This window comes from Thalassospira profundimaris (assembly GCF_003326795.1).
In the GTDB taxonomy this organism is placed as follows: Bacteria; Pseudomonadota; Alphaproteobacteria; order Rhodospirillales; family Thalassospiraceae; genus Thalassospira; species Thalassospira profundimaris_C.
The window spans coordinates 37,403-53,504 of record NZ_JPWI01000013.1 but is presented as its reverse complement, the minus strand read 5'-3'; the positions used below and the strand labels follow the sequence as shown (position 1 = coordinate 53,504).

Sequence of the window (16,102 nt, the reverse complement as noted above, 5' to 3'; positions counted from 1 at the left end):
CTATTTTACAAGGATGGGACCAATCTGATCCAGATAACCCATTTCGAATTCTGCAAGTGCCGTCAACCTTTCCAGATCATCGAAGCGCACAAGTCCCTTTTGGAAAGTCACCAACTTCTGTTCGCGCAACTGGCGCAAGACGCGATTGATGTGAATGGCACTCAGCCCGAGCGTATCGGCAAGTTGATATTGCGATAAAGGACAGGGATATCCCTGTGCAGTACCGACACCAATTAGTCTGAGCCGCGCACCAAGTTCCAAAAGGAAGTGCGCGGTTCTTTCAATTGCCGAGCGCCTTCCGATATTAACGAGATGTTCCACAACCATCGCCTCGTCGCAGGACACAGCCCACAGGATCGCCATCGCCAGTCGTGGTGAAGATGAGAAAGCCGACAGCATGTCATGTGCCTTGACTTCGGCGACCCGTACATCCGTAACCGCTTCAAAGCTGTGATCGGACGTACGTAACAGCAAACTGCGCAACCCCAGAAAGTCACCGGGCACCTGAAAGTCAATGATCTGTCGCGCACCTTCGGGAAGCAACTTGTAGGACATCACCCAACCGTCCTGAAGAATGAAAGCACGATGACCGCTTTGCCCCTCGTGGACGATGTCCTCGCCCGCAGGAATCATCAACGACCTGCCCGGCATTCCAGCAAGTGTGCCAAGTTCCTGATCGGTCAGGTCGATATAGTTTTTCAGCTTCTTTGAAACTGCCTCGGTCGGGGAAATCATCAAACCCGGTCTCCTCATGGAATATCGGAGCCCCTCAGTGTCGCAGTGATATGAGAATATCCTTGCTCAGACTAACCTGTGTATGCAGCGCAGAAACGAAGTGATGGTATGAAAACGCAGCGTCCAAATCGCTTTTCTTCAAACCAAAACTTAAAAGAGGGCACGAACCATGAATTATTCGATGGAGATCCAGGGATCTGCGGCACTCTCGATATGCGAGTCTACTCTATTATGCCTGGGCGATCTCGGAATTCTCCGCACAGAGGATATTGTCGGCATTCTTAAGGATGCCAAAAACGCACATGTTGCAGTGCCGCCCCACATTTCAGTCCAAACAGACCATCAGGCTGTCAACAGCCTGATCGATAGGATTATCAAGGGCGGCAACAGGCTGAAACTCTGATAATCACGTTCGCAGGCACGAAAACCAAGTCGTTTGGGGATGCTTGCCCCCATCATTTTCAGCAAAGCCAACCCGGCTTTTGTGGTTGTTTGCGGTTGGCCTGCCGTTATCTGACTAGCGCTCTGTTACCGTGATACTGACCGCAACGTTCATTTCAAGAAGGGCATCATTGCCCCCGGTGAATTCACCGGCGACCGGAACGGCCTGTTTCATTTCACGAACCACTGCCACCGCAATAAGGTTGCCAGAACCGACACTCCGATTTGTCGGATCAAAAGCGACCCACCCCGCACCGGGAAGGAACACCTCGGCCCACGCATGGGTAGACCCCGAACCGTCCGATCCGCTCAACCAGCCACCCGTATTCACCAGATACCCTGACACAATACGTGCCCCAAGTCCAAGGCACCGCGCCGCCGCCACAAACAAGACAGCGAAATCGCGGCACGACCCTTCCTGTTTATCAAGCGTTTCAAGCGGCGTCTGCGTGCCCTCGCTCTCGCGCACCTGATAGATCGTTCTCCGGGATATCCCGACGCTAATGTCCTTTAGCAACGAAAGCGTGTCTGTCGGGCACCCGAAAATAAAACTGTTCACCCATTCTGATAGCCGCCCCTGCGGGTCGGGATAATGCTGTGCTGTCAAAGCACCAAGATCGATCCAGTCATTGTCCGAATATGAGAACGGAAAACTGCACGCATCAGCCGAGATCGCAAAAACCGGCCATTGCGTGGCACTCATCTCGATCCTGGACTGGCTTATAATTTCAAGATAATCGGTCTTATCCTTGAAATTTGCTGTTGCGATCGCATTGTCGGCAACATCATGCGTCCAGATCAACTCCGTGTCGGGGTTCATCCTTACATCAAAGGAGACCAGTCGCGTTTCACGCACCTCGCGCGGGCGAAGCATCAATCTGTGCGGGCCGAGCAACACCGGCCGACGATACCGATAGGTCGTTGAATGGATAAGCTCAAGAGACAGCATAAGACAGCCCCACTACCCCGTAACAGGGTTCTTCAGATCCATATTGGCAACGCATCATATTTCTTCTGTCCACACCCGGAAGTCACGCAACGTGCTTTCGCCAAAGGTCTGCAGCAACGGCACATCGGCCGCATCGCGTCCTCTGGCGATCAGGACACGCCCGATCCGCGGGGAATTGTTTCTGGGGTCGAAAACCCACCATCTGCCCGAAAGATACACCTCCATCCATGCATCAAAGTCACCGCTCGGATGCGGAAGAGGTTCGCCAATATCGCTAAGATATCCGGTGCAATATCGCGCCGGTATATTCATGCAGCGGCACAGTGTGATCGCAAGATGTGTGTAGTTGCGGCATACACCACGTTGTTCGGACATCGCCTCGGACGCTGTGCGCGTCGCGCGTGCGTCCAGATATCCAAACGCAATATGTTGATGGACGAAATCACATATCGCTTTGACCCTGACGGATCCTGGTGTCGTATTTTCAAAAAGCCGCCAGGCTTCATTTGACAGAAGATCTGTGTCGCAATACCGGCTGCCAAGCAGATAAACCAGTACATCCGATGGCAAATCTTCGACCGCATGCTGTTCCGCGTTCTGACAAGGCTCATCTTCGGAACCATCATCAAGGATGGTTCCATCTGACTTCAGAACAAATGTTCCAACCGGCGCTATCAAACGCGTGCAGATATTCCCGAACCCGTCGACATATGGCGTTTGCACCACTTCCGGGACTGTCTGCAGGCAATCTTCGCCCTCCAGATCATCCACACGGGAATGATGCACATTCAACAGGGCAATCATTGGTGTGATCTGCTGCAGCTCATACTGAAAATGGCATCCAATGCTTAGGCGCATTTGTATTGTCCTGACCAACCAGAGCAGCACATCGGAACAGTCGCGCACTTAGCACTCATGACAATGCCAGCTTCGCAAGAGCCTCAGCTGCAAGGGCTTGCTCCCGGTCATGATAGTGCGCCCGAAAAACGCCATCCACACTGATTTCCCAGATACTGTTCTTCTTGACCAGTTGCACGCGCTCAACCCGCCCGGTGCGCTCGATACGCTCTGCATAGGGGGCGTGAGCAGGGCTGATAACACCTTGCTGTTTGTTGGCAGAACTCCTGTTCAGTTTGGATTTATCACCACCTGACAGGCCTTTCGCCTCAAGCAGCATGACAGCACGAATGAAATCTTCGGCGTATTCGTCTGTTTCCTTGTAGTCATGCTCGTGAGACACCCGTGACATGGGTAAAACGAACCTGGCCTGCAGATGTTCTACAAACTTGGGGTCGCTTCGTGACATAAACGCAAGAAGGGATTGCAATATCCGCTCATGCGCAAGAACGCGCCGTTCCAAAGCTGTCGCTTCCGGCGGCAAGGGAGAGGTATTTCTCTCATCAGACACTGTGTTTATCTCCTTGAGTTCAGCGGTTATCACAGCTCTGGTTCAAGAGCATCGAAACAGGCTTGTGCAAGATCACGATTTGGAATTTCTGTGCCCGGCATTGTCGCCCAACCAGCGTCCATCACGGCTTCTTGTTGGCGGTAACTTGAAGCATCCCGGATCGTTTCCAGTTTTTCTTCGCGATTTGAATCCGCGTTTGCCTTGGCAACACAAACCGGCACTAGCGCCGCAATCACATTGTCATGGGACATTGTTTCTGACATCTGACGCGCATCTCCGCCCGTCTTCCAGTCTCCCCATGTAAAGCCGACCACCATTGCAAAAGCTGCACCGGAAGCCGCACCAAGAACATAGGGCTTTAACCAATCGGGATAGTTCATGTCTTGTCCTCCTGAAAGGAAGATGAATGGCTTGAATGTCCGGATTTTTTCGTGTGCAAAAAGAGATCGATGAAAAATTGCTCTTTTGCCTCTCGAGGAGCTCGCAATATCGAAGGCGAACATGCCTCTCATTTTTCAAATGATTGGAAAATTACTGAAAAATACGGCGACCAGAAAGACCCTGCATAAAGCCCGCAGGAAGATACCTTTTTGATCTGAATCCAAGACCACACTTCGTAGCCTTCGATCCGGCATCGCAGAACATTCAATGAAGACTATTCTTATACAACGAGTGCGAGCCGAACGAACTAATCGAGGTTAGCTTTAAGAGAATTGTCCGCGCCCATCTCGACGCAACCGGCTTCGGATTTTGGATTTTTCGGCCAGAACATAAAGCCAACCAGATGCACAAAGCAGCTTAATGAACGGATCGACTAATCCACATTAAGTCCTCCAGATCCGGCTTGGTCCATAATGTCAGCAAAACGCGATTTAACCATCTTGGCTAAATCAGGTCTCTCGACACAGACCTTGCGCAGACATTTTCATGGATTGATCAGGCATGACGGAAAACAGACCAACCGGCCTCGACACAAGATACGACCGTTTTTTGCAAACAAAAATCGGCGCAGGTTCAAACGGAACACCTGTCACGACACTTTCCATGTTAGCCAGGCTTGGACTTGATCCCTGGCAGGTGGCACACGAGCTCAGCACAATGTCAAAAGAAGCAGCTCGCGAGAAACTTGACACCGTTATGATCAATTTCACCGACATAACGCACTCGGCTGAAAATCGTCAGAACATCGTGACAGGCCTGATTATGTCCCTGCATACGCCGAAATCATACGGACCAGCGGGATCACGTCCGTGATGACATTATGTTCGGGCACGCCTGATTAATGCCGGTCTGGATGTCGGCCCGATCCATGCCCCGGACAATTACCGGTTTGCAAATTTGCAACGTCCGAAACGCATTCGAATAATATGTAGGCAATAATACAGAGGATTGACGTTCTTCTTGGAACTTCGCATGATCCGCACACAAGGTTGGCGCCCCAAATGCCGACCCGAAAGAATCAGGGAGTTTCAGTGAATGAAAATGAATAAATCGGGCCTCCTTTCCGGACTGGTCCTGGCAGGCAGCCTTTTCGCATCCGTCACCAGCGTATCGGCCGAGGAAATCAAGGTCGGGATCGCCAATTTTGGCGAACATCCGCAGCTGAATGCCGCGATTGCAGGCTTCAAGGAAGCCATGTCTGCAAACGGCTTTGTCGAGGGCAAGGACGTTTCCTATTCCGAAAGCCACACCAATTTTGATGCGTCTCTGGTCCCCCAGATGATCACCAAGCTGCAGTCGGAAAACCCGAAACTGATCTATACGATCACCACCCCGGTTTCCCAGATCGCCAAACAGGCGCTGGCCGGTTCGGGCATTCCGATTGTGTTCTCGGCCGTCACCGATCCGGTTGCAGCCAAGCTTGTGCCGTCCTGGGAAGCAGGCGACACCAACATGACCGGCGCATCCGATCTTCAGGATATTGCAGCCGTTCTGGAATTCACCCGCAAGCTTCTGCCTGATGCCAAACGTCTGGCCCTGCCCTATAACCCGGGCGAAGCCAACGACACCGCCCTTCTGGAAAAGGTCGAAGCCCTGGCACCGGCTGCCGGTTTCTCGGTTGTTCCGGTTGGTATTGATAACGTCAACGATATCCAGCAGCGCATTACCTCGGTCGCAGGCAAGGCCGATGTCATCTATACCCCGGCATCGAACCTGATCCAGCCGGCCATTGCCGCTGTTTCGGCGGCGGCCCGCCAGATTGGCGTTCCGATTGTGAACTCTGACAGCTCCGCTGTTGCCAATGGCACCGTTCCGGCCAGCTTCTCGGTTGATTACAGCCAGGTCGGCAAAAATGCAGGCATGATTGCCGCTGAAATCCTTAAGGGCAAATCACCGGCTGACATTCCGCCGTCTGCACCGACCTATGAAACCCATGCGCCGATGATTTCGAAATCGGCTGCTGCGGCATTCGGGATCGAAATTCCGGCATCGTTTGACGATTGCGGCTGCATCGTCGAATAAGCTCGTCCAGACTTGAACAAACATTGGCGCCGTCAGGGTCAATCCCCCTGCGGCGCCAATGAGCTTGGGCCCATTCTCATTCACATGAATGTACCGGCACTCGCTAAGAAAGCGAAATACAAGGAAAGACCCGCAGTGCGGGGCGTCCCCCGCTCAAGGGGATTGACGTAGGAGTTCACTTTCTTAGCGAGTGTCCTTCGGATTGCCCGGATTTGCACGGGCTGACTTTGTCGCAAAACCTTGAAAGATTCACATCTTCCTGCAATTTTGCTCCGCGTATCCGCACAAATCCGGGCAACCGGTACGATTATGTGAATAAGAATGGACCCTGGGAGAAGACGGATGCTTGAAATCCGATCTGCACGCAAAACCTTTTATGCCGGGCAACCCGACGAAAAGGTCGCACTTGATAATCTTGACCTGACCTTGCAAACCGGCGAATTCGGCGTTGTCATCGGCTCGAACGGGGCTGGTAAAAGCACGATGCTCAATGCCGTATCAGGCGCACTGTCCCTTGATAGCGGTGCCATCCTGATCAATGGCGATGACGTCACCAGTACACCGGTGCACAAACGCGCCACCCGGATCGCCCGGGTGTTTCAGGACCCGATGCTGGGCACGGCTGCCAGCATGACGGTTGCTGAAAACATGTTGCTTGCCGAATTGCGCAGCAAGAAACGCACGCTTGCGCGTGGCCTGAATGCCAAGCGCCTTGCCGATTACAAGGAACGGCTTTCGGTTCTGGGCCTTGGCCTTGAAAACCGCCTTGAAACCAAGGTCGAACTTCTTTCGGGCGGACAGCGTCAGTCGCTGTCGCTGATCATGGCGGTTGGCGGATCGCCGGATTTGCTGTTGCTTGATGAACATACCGCTGCCCTTGATCCGCGTACTGCCGACCTTGTCATGCAGGCAACCGTGCGCGCCGTTGACAGCCTGAAACTGACCACATTGATGGTCACCCATAACATGCAGCACGCGGTTGATTACGGCCATCGCGTCATCATGCTTGATGCCGGTCGCGTCAAACTTCAGATCGGTGGCGAAGAAAAAGCCAATGTCACGGTGGCAAAACTGGTCGACCATTTCGCGGTCAAAACCGACGCAATGATGCTGGGGGCATAAGAATATAATGGAATTCCTTTCCTCAACCTTCACCAGCTATGTCGCCCTTGTGCCCGTTACCCTTGCGCAAAGCCTTATTCTGGCCTTTGTGGTTCTGGGCATCATGATCCCGTTCAGAACGCTTCATTTCCCCGATCTGACCAGCGAAGGTGCCTATCCGCTGGGCGGCTGTGTTTGCGGTATCCTGATTGCGGCTGGCGTCAATCCGGCACTGGCGATTATTGCGGCCCTTGCCTGTGGCTTTGTCGCGGGGTGCTGTACTGCGCTTATTCACTTGCGGTTCCGCATTCATACCCTGCTTGCCGGGATTTTGATGATGACGATGCTTTACAGCATCAATCTGCGCATCATGGGCAAGTCGAACCTGTCGATCTTTGGCTCAGACACGGTTTATAACTGGGCCCCGTTTGTTACGCCCGGCTTCCCGGTCAGCAAGATCATCATTGCCGGGATCATCGGGGCGGGTGTGTTTCTGGCCCTTAACTGGTTCTTCAAAACCGAAAAGGGCACAGCCCTTCGCGCGGTCGGTTCCAACCCCGCCATGGCCGAGGCACAGGGCATCTCGGTCTGGATTTCGACCATTGTCGGTGTTGGTCTTGCCAGTGCGTTTTCGGCAACCAGTGGCGCGCTGATGGTTCAGTCACAGGGCTTCGCCGATGTGAATATGGGTCTTGGCATCCTGATCAACGGCCTTGCTGCGCTTATGATCGGCGAGGCGGTTGTTGGCAAAAAGTCGGTATTCCGCCAGCTGCTGGCCCCGTTTGTCGGGGCGATCATCTACTATCAGCTGGTGTCGCTTTGTCTGGCAGCTGGCATGCCGCCGCCCGATCTTAAACTGGCGACCGGCCTGTTTGTTCTGGCCATGCTGGCCCTGCCAACGCTTAAGCGCGGTCGCGGTGCCGGTGGCGCGCCCGCCCATGAAAAGCTGCGTGAATAGTCAAACCTGACCTCATCACGCCCATAAAAACGGCCGCCCCTCATTTCCGAAGGGCGGCCGTTTCTGTTTTGGTTATTGGGAAGCTCTATCGCGCCCCAATCAGGCGGCAAGCAGGAAAACGCCAGCAGCGGCAATCGCACCACCGCCTGCGCGCAGAGCAACCGGTGCGGTTTTCTGCGCAATCTGTTTTACCGTCAGGCCCAGACCAAGACCGACCGCATGCAAGGCCGCCGTTGCAAGGGCAAAGCCGACACCATATTCAACGCCGCTTGCCGTGGTCGGCATTTCCGTACCATGGGCATGACCATGGAAGACCGCAAACAGCCCGACCAGCGCCATCGCCGCGCCGGTTGGCAAATGTTTGCCAAGGGCAATGACCGCCCCCAGAACAATGACCGAGCCGACAATGCCAAGCTCAACCAGCGGCAAGGCCACGCTGGCAGCACCAAGGATGCCACCGACAATCATCATCGCGACAAAGGACAGCGGCAGCAGCCAGATCGATTTCCCGCCCTGCTGGGAAGCAAGGATGCCAACCGCAACCATTGCCAGCAAATGATCAAGGCCCCCGACCGGATGCCCAAAGCCCGATGCAAACCCCGAAACCGTACCAGCACCGGTATGGGCAAGGGCCGGTGTTGCCACCAGCGTTGCAATGGCAAATGCCACAAAGGAAGAACGCCGCATTTTGAAATCTCCTTGGGATGCTGAAATCTGAAATTATGAAGTTTCGTAAATTTATCATACGACTGCGGAAATGCCAATGACGCAAAAAGGGCGGGGAATTTCCCCGCCCTTTTGTCTCAGGCTGTTTGCTTACCAGCTATATTTCAGTGTCGCCAGTACTGTGCGGCCATCGCCGTAATAGCGACTGCCAAAGGTGTTGGACGATACATATTCACGGTCCGTCAGGTTGGTTGCATTGACCGACAGGCTGACATCATCGGTGACCGCATAAATGATTGCCGCGTCAAACAGCGTGTAACTCCCAAGTGTTTCGGTGTTGCCGTCATTACGTGCGCGTTCGCCAGTAAAGCGCATGCCACCACCGAGCGTCAGGTCACCAAACGCACCCTGCCCCGGAATGGTGTAATCAAGCCATGCCGATGCCTGATGTTCAGGCACGTTTGCCGGGCTGTTGCCGATATTGGCTGCGGCAATGTCGTCTTTGATTTCCGCATCGAGATAGGTATAGGCAAGTGTCAGGTTGGTCTGTTCATCAAGTGACATCTTGCCTTCAAGCTCAAGCCCGCGCGAATTGATTTCGCCGATCTGCTTATAGCTGCTCGTACCTGAATTCCACTGCGACACGTTTTCCTGGGTCAGGTCAAACAGGGCGGCGGTAAACAGGGCATCAATGGCTTCGGGCTGATACTTCACGCCGATTTCATATTGCGTGCCTTCCTGCGGTTTCACACCCTCCGGGCGCGACGCCAGACCGGAATAGACCGGCTGGAAGGATTCCGAATAATTGCCATAGATCGAAACTTCGCTGGTCGCCTTATAGGTCAGGCCAAGACGTGATGTGAATTTATGATCATCGCGTTCGCTTGTCGTACCGCTGCTGATGGTGTCGGTGTCACTCTGCACATAGTCAAAACGCCCGCCAACGGTGGCAATCCAGTCATCAGCAATCGTCAGCTGTTCCTGCACATAGGCCCCATAAGTCGCCTGCGTGATTTCCGTATCGGAACTGCTGGTAAAGGTGATGCATGAAAGCCCGCAATAGGACGGGTTATAGGGATCAATCGCGGTTGCCGTACCGTCACGGCGGAGCTCCCGGTTCTGGTCGCGGTTGTAATCAATCCCGATCAGCGTCTTGCTCTCAAACATGTCGTTGAGTGCGGTGTCATATTGCAGCTGGTTATCGACACCAAACCGGTCCAGTTCCCCATAAATCGCAAAGGCATAACGATTGCCAAGCGGGGTGGTGTCATTAAGGTAAACCGTCTCATAGGTCAGATCGACATTGGTGTAGCGCGCATTCTGACGGAATTCGAGCTTGTCGGTAATCTGATGCGAAAACGCATAACCGATATTGGTTTCCTCGGTATCGAAATTGTTGAAATCCGGTTCACCGAAAAACGCATCGCGGCTGGTTTCAATCCCGATCGGATATCCATAACCAAGGCCGCTGTCACGTTCGCTATAGCTTGTCAGGATCGTAAGCTCGGTGCCTGCCTTGGGCTTAAAGGTAAAAGCCGGTGCAAGATAAAGACGGTCATCCTGCGAATAATCCTGACTGCGTTCAGCATCCTGCCACAGACCGGTCAGACGATATGTCCAGTTGCTGTCCTCAGCAACCGGCCCGGTAACATCGCCACCTGCGCGCAGATGATTTTCCCCAAAGGTGGTAAAGACTTCACCGGCCGCCACATCTTCGGGCCGTTTGGTTGTCATATTGACCAGACCGCCGGGGCCATTCAGGCCAAACAGGCTTGATGTCGATCCCTTAAGAACATCAATCTGCTGCAAGCCATAGGGTTCCGGGCGGCTGTTGGTGAAATTGTAAACCCGGACCGGAAGACCGTCGCGATAACTGCCAAGCGACGTCTGGCCAAAGCCCCGGATGCGGACATAGTCATACCGATAATCTGACCCGTATTCGGCGGCCTGGACACCGGCCGTATAGGAAACCGCCTGCTGGATGTCCTGCACATTGCGGGTTTCCATTTCCTTCTGGGTCACGACCGAAATGGCCGAGGAATCATCAAGAACCGGGGTGTCGGTTTTTGATGCCGTGCGGCTGCGCAATGCGACAAAGCTATCCGTGATGGCGGTGTCCGGACCGGATGCCTCGGCACTGTTGGCTTCGACCCGGACCGGATCAAGAACCTCGCCCCGGGCGGCATCGCCGCTGACGACTGCCTCAATCACGATGGTCTGGTCATCGGTCACGACATAAGTCAAGCCCGTCCCGCGCAACAGGCTTTCAAGCGCACGTCCCGCGCGCAGGGTGCCCGAAACGGCACTGGCATCCACATTGCGGGCAAGCGCGCCATCGACAGTTACCTGCAACCCCGTCTGCACCCCGAATTGCGCAAGCGCGCGCGTCAGCGACTGGGCCGGAATGTCAAAATCATACTGACCATCAATGCCCTTTGATGCGACCTGTGCGGCTGCCGGTGATGCCAACATCACCGGCGCAAGGGCCGTGCTCATCATCAGGGCGCTGGCGATAATTGCAACACGACCACGATTGCGCAGTTCGGTTGCTCCCCCATTCTTCATTCGTCTTGATCTCCGTTTCAGGTCATATGCCTCAACCAGATTGAGAATGCAAATGCTTCTCAATGGCGCATAAAGACAAAACGGACGGGGATGCAGCTTTTTCAAAAAAACTTTCGAAAAATCAGAACTTTTTTGAAATTGGCGATTTTCTGCGGGTTTCAGATAATCCGCATTTGCGGGATCATGGACAGACCAGAACGGATCAGGACGGGGAAACGATCAGAATCCAGGGGGTCACTTCGCGTACATTGGCCTTGTGCGCGCGCGCGATACCCCGCAATGCCGATACCGGATCATCCAGCCGATAGACCCCGGTCACGGTTTGCCGGGATAAAGTTCCATCGGTGATCAGGATGGTGCCATCATAATAGCGGCGCAGGCGATCAACGATCTCGCCCAATGGCTGATCCTGTGCGATCAGCTGGTTGTTGCGCCATGGCGCGATCTGATCGACCGGCGTGGTCGACCGGATGACTTTGCCATCGCGGGTGACGCGCGCCTGCTGACCGGGTTCGAGAATTTCCGAAACATCCGGGACATTGGCGGCATTTTCAACCCGCACCAGACCATGTTCGACAGCAACGCTTGACTGACCGGTCCCTTCGGACACATCAAACCCCGTGCCCAGAACCGTCACGGTAACATTGTCCGCACCGACCCTGAACGGTTGATCGGGATTTGGGGCAACCTCAAAGAACGCCTCACCGCCAAGCAGTTCGACAAGGCGCGTTGCCCCGTCATAATGCACCTTGATCGCGCTTTCGGGGGCCAGCGTCACCGTGCTGTTATCGGCAAGGGTGATGGTGCTGATTTCTGCTGTCCTGGTGAAATGATCGGCCTGCATTTCGGTCGCAATACGCGGGCCAAACACGGCGGCAACAAGGGATGCCGCCACGGCAACACCACCCAGACCAATCCCGCCCCACGACGTATTGCCGCGCTTTTTAAACCGGCTTTGTGCCGAGATCACCTTTGCGGTTTCTTCGGCCTGGGCGGCGATCGCATCTTCGCCAGCAGCCGTGCGAACGCGCAGCAAATCGGTGTCCGACGCACGACGTTCTTCAAGGAAACGCTGCCAGTCGGTTTTGTCGTTGGGGCCCGCTTTGTCGCCATTGGACATTACGGGCGCAATACCCGCCATCAGATCCGCAGTACGAACCGTTGCATGCCAGGCATCAGCATGAAGGGGACTTTGCGCGCACCAGTCCTCAAACCGCGCGATCAGGTCGCGGTCATCGGGGGCTTCCTGCAACAGGATGAACCAGTCGGTTGCCTCTTTGGCGGCCTTGGCGGCTTTGGCTTGGGCCGAATTTGTCATGCCTGTCTTCACGCTGCTTTGCTGTTCGTGCGATGCGGGGCTGCGGCCCGGAACAATTCGTTTGAAAACCTTTTCCGATCAAGGCCAAAGGGCTGATCGGCGTTCCGACCTTCTACACTGAAAAAACCAGTAAGGTCATGCATTACCTTCATGGCCATCCGCCCAGCCGTTCACGGCAATGATCGATCCCGTCTGCCACCAGTTTATGGGCAAGCGGCACGGAAATATCGAGATATTCGGCAATTTCGCGCAGCTTGGCCCCGCCGAAACGATGCATTTCACAGGCAATGCGCGTGCGTTCGGGAAGCTCGCCCAGCGCCTGCATCAGCCGGGCATAGTCGTCCTTATAAAGCGCGACCGTTTCCGGATCCGGTGCCTCATCAGCCGAGATATTGGCAATGACATCATAATCCGCCGCACGGGTCACACGGCTTTCCTGTGCATCGCGTCGTTTGCTATCAAGAGCAAGATTGCGCACGATCCGGTACAGATAACCGGTCGCGTCTTCCAGAAAACGGCCTTTTGATGCCTCGTCAAAGCGCAGCCATGCTTCCTGTACCAGATCTTCGGCCTGAACCCGGTTGCCGATGATCGAGCTGGCATAATTCACCAGCGCCGAACGCTGCGCCATGAACAGGATCAATGATGTCGAATTACCGGGCAAACAGGACTTCCTTCAAGCACAGCTTTCATCAGGGCTTTCGATGATGCTGATCCTTAACGTAGGTGATATTGATTATCAATAACTTTCGAATTGACGATCATCCGCGCAAAATCCGGTCCACCCCACCCCATACACAGCTTAGGAAATTCGTTACCAAACCCTGTTAGGGTCTTGCGATATCAACAAGAAACACGCAGTTCCGGGGAGATCACCTTGCAGAAAATAAGCCTTGTCATTCTTGTGACCGGTGTCGTTGCCGCAGGCATGTGGGGGATCAGCGATTATCTGTCGCGCAAGGGCGAAGAGCACGGCGATGTGACACGCGGTCAATCGATTGCCGAACAAACCTGCCTGCGCTGCCACGCGAAATTTGATGGTGATCCCCTGCCCGATCCGTCAATCACCGACGCACCGGCACTGGCCAGTTTCGGGCAACGCTGGCCGCTTGAAAATCTTGAAGAAGCACTGGCCGAGGGCATCACGGTATCCCATGACAATATGACGATGCCGGAATTTTCCTTTACCCCGGAAAGCATCGCCGATCTTCTGACCTATATGGAAAGCCTGACCCGGGAAGCCGAAGCCAAGAGCAAATAAACCCCCATCGTTTTCCCCATCGTGTAAATCCGTCATCAGGTCCCCGCCGATTCACAGCCGGTTTCCGGCTTGCCGGTTTAACAGATCAGCACCTGTCGCCATGCGTGCACTGCGAATTTGCACGTCTTCATACGGTCGAAAATGCTGCTAAAACCGCTATTTGGCTGTATTTCGCACATGCCAAAATCGCCATTCGGTTGAATCCAGACTTGACTTGAACCGATTCAATCTAAAAATTGGTCTGACGTCTGATGACTGACCAAACTGACTTTTGCAAGTCGGGCCAGATCGGACACAGTGATGACAAGCATGAAGGTGCGATGTGCCGCAAGCGGACGGAACGACCATTCGACCCATTGAAACATCGGGACGCCGTGATGCGATCCTTGAAGCGCTGACCGACTTCATTGTCAGCTCGGAACTGACTCCGGGCGACCGTTTGCCGCCGGAACGCGAATTGATGGCGGGCTTGAAAGTCGGCCGCTCCAGCATCCGCGAGGCCATCGGCCACATGCAGGCACTTGGTATTGTGGAAATTCGTCGCGGATCGGGCACCTATCTGAAACGACCGGTCAGCGAAAAGACGCTTTTCATGCCGCTCTCGATTGCCACCCAGCGTGACGGGTTGCTGCAAACCCTTGAAGTCCGCCGTGGACTTGAAGTCGAAGCAAGTATGCTGGCTGCCAGGCGCGCCACGCCCGAGGACATTGATGAAATGCGGACTGCCCTTGATGCAATGGAGGCAGAGCATCTTGAGTTTGGAACCGCCGGCGAGGCCGACCTTGTATTTCACCTCTCGATCTACAAGGCATCGGGCAATCCGCTATTTGAACAGCTTCTGGGGCAGATGCGTGAAGCCTTTGAAAGCTTCTTTGCCCAACCGTTCAACCGGCCGGATTTCGCCAGTTCATCCTTTGAATTTCACCGCATGTTGTTTGACGCCATCGTTGCCGGTGATGCCGAACTCGCACGCAAACACACCCTTGCCATCCTTGAAGTCGTCGAGAACGACATCGTGAGAATGTCTGATGAAGAACAACAATAATCCTGCCGATCCTGATCAGTTGCCACGCGCCCCCGAAAGTGTGGTCGCCTATGACGCCGAGCATTTTGCAAATGCCGTCGTTCCACCGATCTTTCAGAATTCTCTGTTCACCTTCGAGAATTTCGACGAAATGGTCGAAACCTATGCCGGGCGCAAGACCCGCCCGGTCTATTCCCGTGGCCTGAACCCCACCACACGCGCCTTTGAAGAAAAGATCGCGCAGCTTGAAAGAACCGAAGACGCCCTTGGTCTGGCAAGCGGCATGGCTGCCATTTCGTCGGCGGTTCTGTCTGTTGTCAAACCGGGGGACCGGATCGTGTCGGTCGAACATTGCTATCCCGATGCCTTCCGCTTTTTCGAGATGTTCCTGCGCGACATGAATGTCCGTGTTGATTATGTCGATGGTCGCGACCTTGATGCTGTGCGAAAGATCATGCCCGGTGCCAAGGTTCTCTATCTTGAAAGCCCGACCAGCTGGACCTTCCACACGCACGACATCGCCGCCCTTTGCCAGATCGCCCGAGATCATGGTGCGGTTTCGATGATTGATAACAGCTGGGCTTCGCCGGTTTTCTGTCAGCCCGCCACTCTTGGCTGTGATGTCGTTATCCATTCTGCATCGAAATATATCGGCGGGCATAGTGATGTGGTCGCTGGCGTGATCGCCGGAAGCAATGAATTTATCGGCCGCGTGCGCTCTCATATCCTGCCGTATCTTGGTGCGAAACTGTCGGCCTTCGATGGCTGGTTATTGCTGCGCGGCTTGCGCACATTGCCCGCACGTATGCGCGAACATCAACGTTCTGCGACGATCATTGCCCGCAATCTCGCCAATCATCCCAAAGTAACCGCTGTGCATTATCCCGGATTGATGGAACCGGCTGCACCGGGACTAAGCGGTTCTTCCGGACTTTTCTCATTCGAGTTCGCCCCCGAGGTCGACATTCCGACCTTTGTTGATGCGCTGCGCTTTTTCAAGATCGGCGTGTCGTGGGGCGGGCATGAAAGCCTGATTGTCCCCGCACTGGTTACGCGGGCGCAAGTGGGTGGACCCAATTCGGCGATACGCTTTGGCGTGCCCGAAAATCTGGTCCGCCTGCATATCGGCCTCGAAAGCGCCGAAGACCTCTGGTCTGACCTGGCGACCGCAATCGAGGCAAGCCTGAAGTAAGAAAACTATCGTTAAAAACAG

Annotated in this window: 17 protein-coding genes; 8 read left to right on the top strand and 9 right to left on the bottom strand. The window is 54.5% G+C overall.

Going from position 1 to position 16,102, the window contains the following annotated elements; translation table 11 throughout:
• Positions 1 to 735 carry a Crp/Fnr family transcriptional regulator gene (locus tag TH30_RS17660; protein WP_114099423.1) on the bottom strand — a complete coding sequence of 245 codons (735 nt, stop codon included), beginning with the start codon at positions 733 to 735 and terminating at the stop codon, positions 1 to 3.
• 169 nt (positions 736 to 904) lie between these two features.
• Between TH30_RS17660 and TH30_RS17655 the strand changes: the two genes are divergently transcribed.
• Positions 905 to 1,138, top strand: a complete 234-nt coding sequence (locus TH30_RS17655; RefSeq protein ID WP_114099422.1) for a hypothetical protein — start codon at positions 905 to 907, stop codon at positions 1,136 to 1,138.
• Between the two features lie 114 nt (positions 1,139 to 1,252).
• Here TH30_RS17655 and TH30_RS17650 read toward each other — a convergent pair whose 3' ends face one another.
• The 4 genes from TH30_RS17650 to TH30_RS17635 are packed head-to-tail and all read right to left on the bottom strand — an operon-like array spanning position 1,253 to position 4,036.
• Positions 1,253 to 2,125 (bottom strand): transglutaminase family protein, encoded by an 873-nt coding sequence (locus TH30_RS17650; protein ID WP_114099421.1) that lies wholly within the window; start codon positions 2,123 to 2,125, stop codon positions 1,253 to 1,255.
• 54 nt (positions 2,126 to 2,179) lie between these two features.
• Entirely contained in the window at positions 2,180 to 2,983 is an 804-nt protein-coding gene (locus TH30_RS17645; RefSeq protein WP_114099420.1) for a transglutaminase-like domain-containing protein, read from the bottom strand.
• 55 nt (positions 2,984 to 3,038) lie between these two features.
• Complete coding sequence (locus tag TH30_RS17640) at positions 3,039 to 3,533, bottom strand: hypothetical protein (RefSeq protein WP_181850384.1); 495 nt, start codon at positions 3,531 to 3,533, stop codon at positions 3,039 to 3,041.
• 29 nt (positions 3,534 to 3,562) lie between these two features.
• Positions 3,563 to 4,036 (bottom strand): hypothetical protein, encoded by a 474-nt coding sequence (locus tag TH30_RS17635; RefSeq protein WP_258548778.1) that lies wholly within the window; start codon positions 4,034 to 4,036, stop codon positions 3,563 to 3,565.
• A gap of 439 nt (positions 4,037 to 4,475) precedes the next feature.
• On the opposite strand from TH30_RS17635, the gene TH30_RS17630 reads away from it, so the two are divergent.
• The 4 genes from TH30_RS17630 (at position 4,476) to TH30_RS17615 (ending at position 8,055) form a co-directional block, all read left to right on the top strand.
• Positions 4,476 to 4,787 (top strand): hypothetical protein, encoded by a 312-nt coding sequence (locus TH30_RS17630; protein ID WP_147252042.1) that lies wholly within the window; start codon positions 4,476 to 4,478, stop codon positions 4,785 to 4,787.
• A 222-nt stretch (positions 4,788 to 5,009) separates the two neighbouring features.
• The gene (locus TH30_RS17625) at positions 5,010 to 5,996 is read left to right on the top strand and encodes an ABC transporter substrate-binding protein (protein WP_114099417.1); all 987 of its coding nucleotides are present in this window, start codon (positions 5,010 to 5,012) and stop codon (positions 5,994 to 5,996) included.
• Between the two features lie 342 nt (positions 5,997 to 6,338).
• Complete coding sequence (locus TH30_RS17620) at positions 6,339 to 7,118, top strand: ABC transporter ATP-binding protein (RefSeq protein WP_114099416.1); 780 nt, start codon at positions 6,339 to 6,341, stop codon at positions 7,116 to 7,118.
• A gap of 7 nt (positions 7,119 to 7,125) precedes the next feature.
• Complete coding sequence (locus TH30_RS17615) at positions 7,126 to 8,055, top strand: ABC transporter permease (protein WP_114099415.1); 930 nt, start codon at positions 7,126 to 7,128, stop codon at positions 8,053 to 8,055.
• Between the two features lie 99 nt (positions 8,056 to 8,154).
• On the opposite strand, the gene TH30_RS17610 is transcribed toward TH30_RS17615, so the two are convergent.
• From TH30_RS17610 to TH30_RS17595, 4 genes are all read right to left on the bottom strand, one after another.
• The gene (locus tag TH30_RS17610) at positions 8,155 to 8,742 is read right to left on the bottom strand and encodes a HupE/UreJ family protein (RefSeq protein WP_114099414.1); all 588 of its coding nucleotides are present in this window, start codon (positions 8,740 to 8,742) and stop codon (positions 8,155 to 8,157) included.
• Between the two features lie 129 nt (positions 8,743 to 8,871).
• Entirely contained in the window at positions 8,872 to 11,286 is a 2,415-nt protein-coding gene (locus TH30_RS17605) for a TonB-dependent siderophore receptor (RefSeq protein ID WP_114099413.1), read from the bottom strand.
• A 202-nt stretch (positions 11,287 to 11,488) separates the two neighbouring features.
• Positions 11,489 to 12,604, bottom strand: a complete 1,116-nt coding sequence (locus TH30_RS17600) for a FecR family protein (protein ID WP_114099412.1) — start codon at positions 12,602 to 12,604, stop codon at positions 11,489 to 11,491.
• A 148-nt stretch (positions 12,605 to 12,752) separates the two neighbouring features.
• Entirely contained in the window at positions 12,753 to 13,235 is a 483-nt protein-coding gene (locus tag TH30_RS17595; protein WP_114099411.1) for a sigma-70 family RNA polymerase sigma factor, read from the bottom strand.
• 246 nt (positions 13,236 to 13,481) lie between these two features.
• On the opposite strand from TH30_RS17595, the gene TH30_RS17590 reads away from it, so the two are divergent.
• The 3 genes from TH30_RS17590 to TH30_RS17580 all read left to right on the top strand — a co-directional run bounded on the left by TH30_RS17590 (position 13,482) and on the right by TH30_RS17580 (position 16,081).
• Positions 13,482 to 13,865: a c-type cytochrome gene (locus TH30_RS17590; protein ID WP_114099499.1), complete on the top strand. Its 384-nt coding sequence runs from the start codon at positions 13,482 to 13,484 to the stop codon at positions 13,863 to 13,865.
• A gap of 322 nt (positions 13,866 to 14,187) precedes the next feature.
• Positions 14,188 to 14,910, top strand: coding sequence for a FadR/GntR family transcriptional regulator (locus TH30_RS17585; protein ID WP_114099410.1), 723 nt, complete (start codon positions 14,188 to 14,190; stop codon positions 14,908 to 14,910).
• Positions 14,894 to 16,081 carry a PLP-dependent transferase gene (locus tag TH30_RS17580; RefSeq protein ID WP_114099409.1) on the top strand — a complete coding sequence of 396 codons (1,188 nt, stop codon included), beginning with the start codon at positions 14,894 to 14,896 and terminating at the stop codon, positions 16,079 to 16,081. The genes TH30_RS17585 and TH30_RS17580 overlap by 17 nt, the downstream gene beginning before the upstream one ends.
• The last annotated feature ends 21 nt before the right edge of the window (positions 16,082 to 16,102 follow it).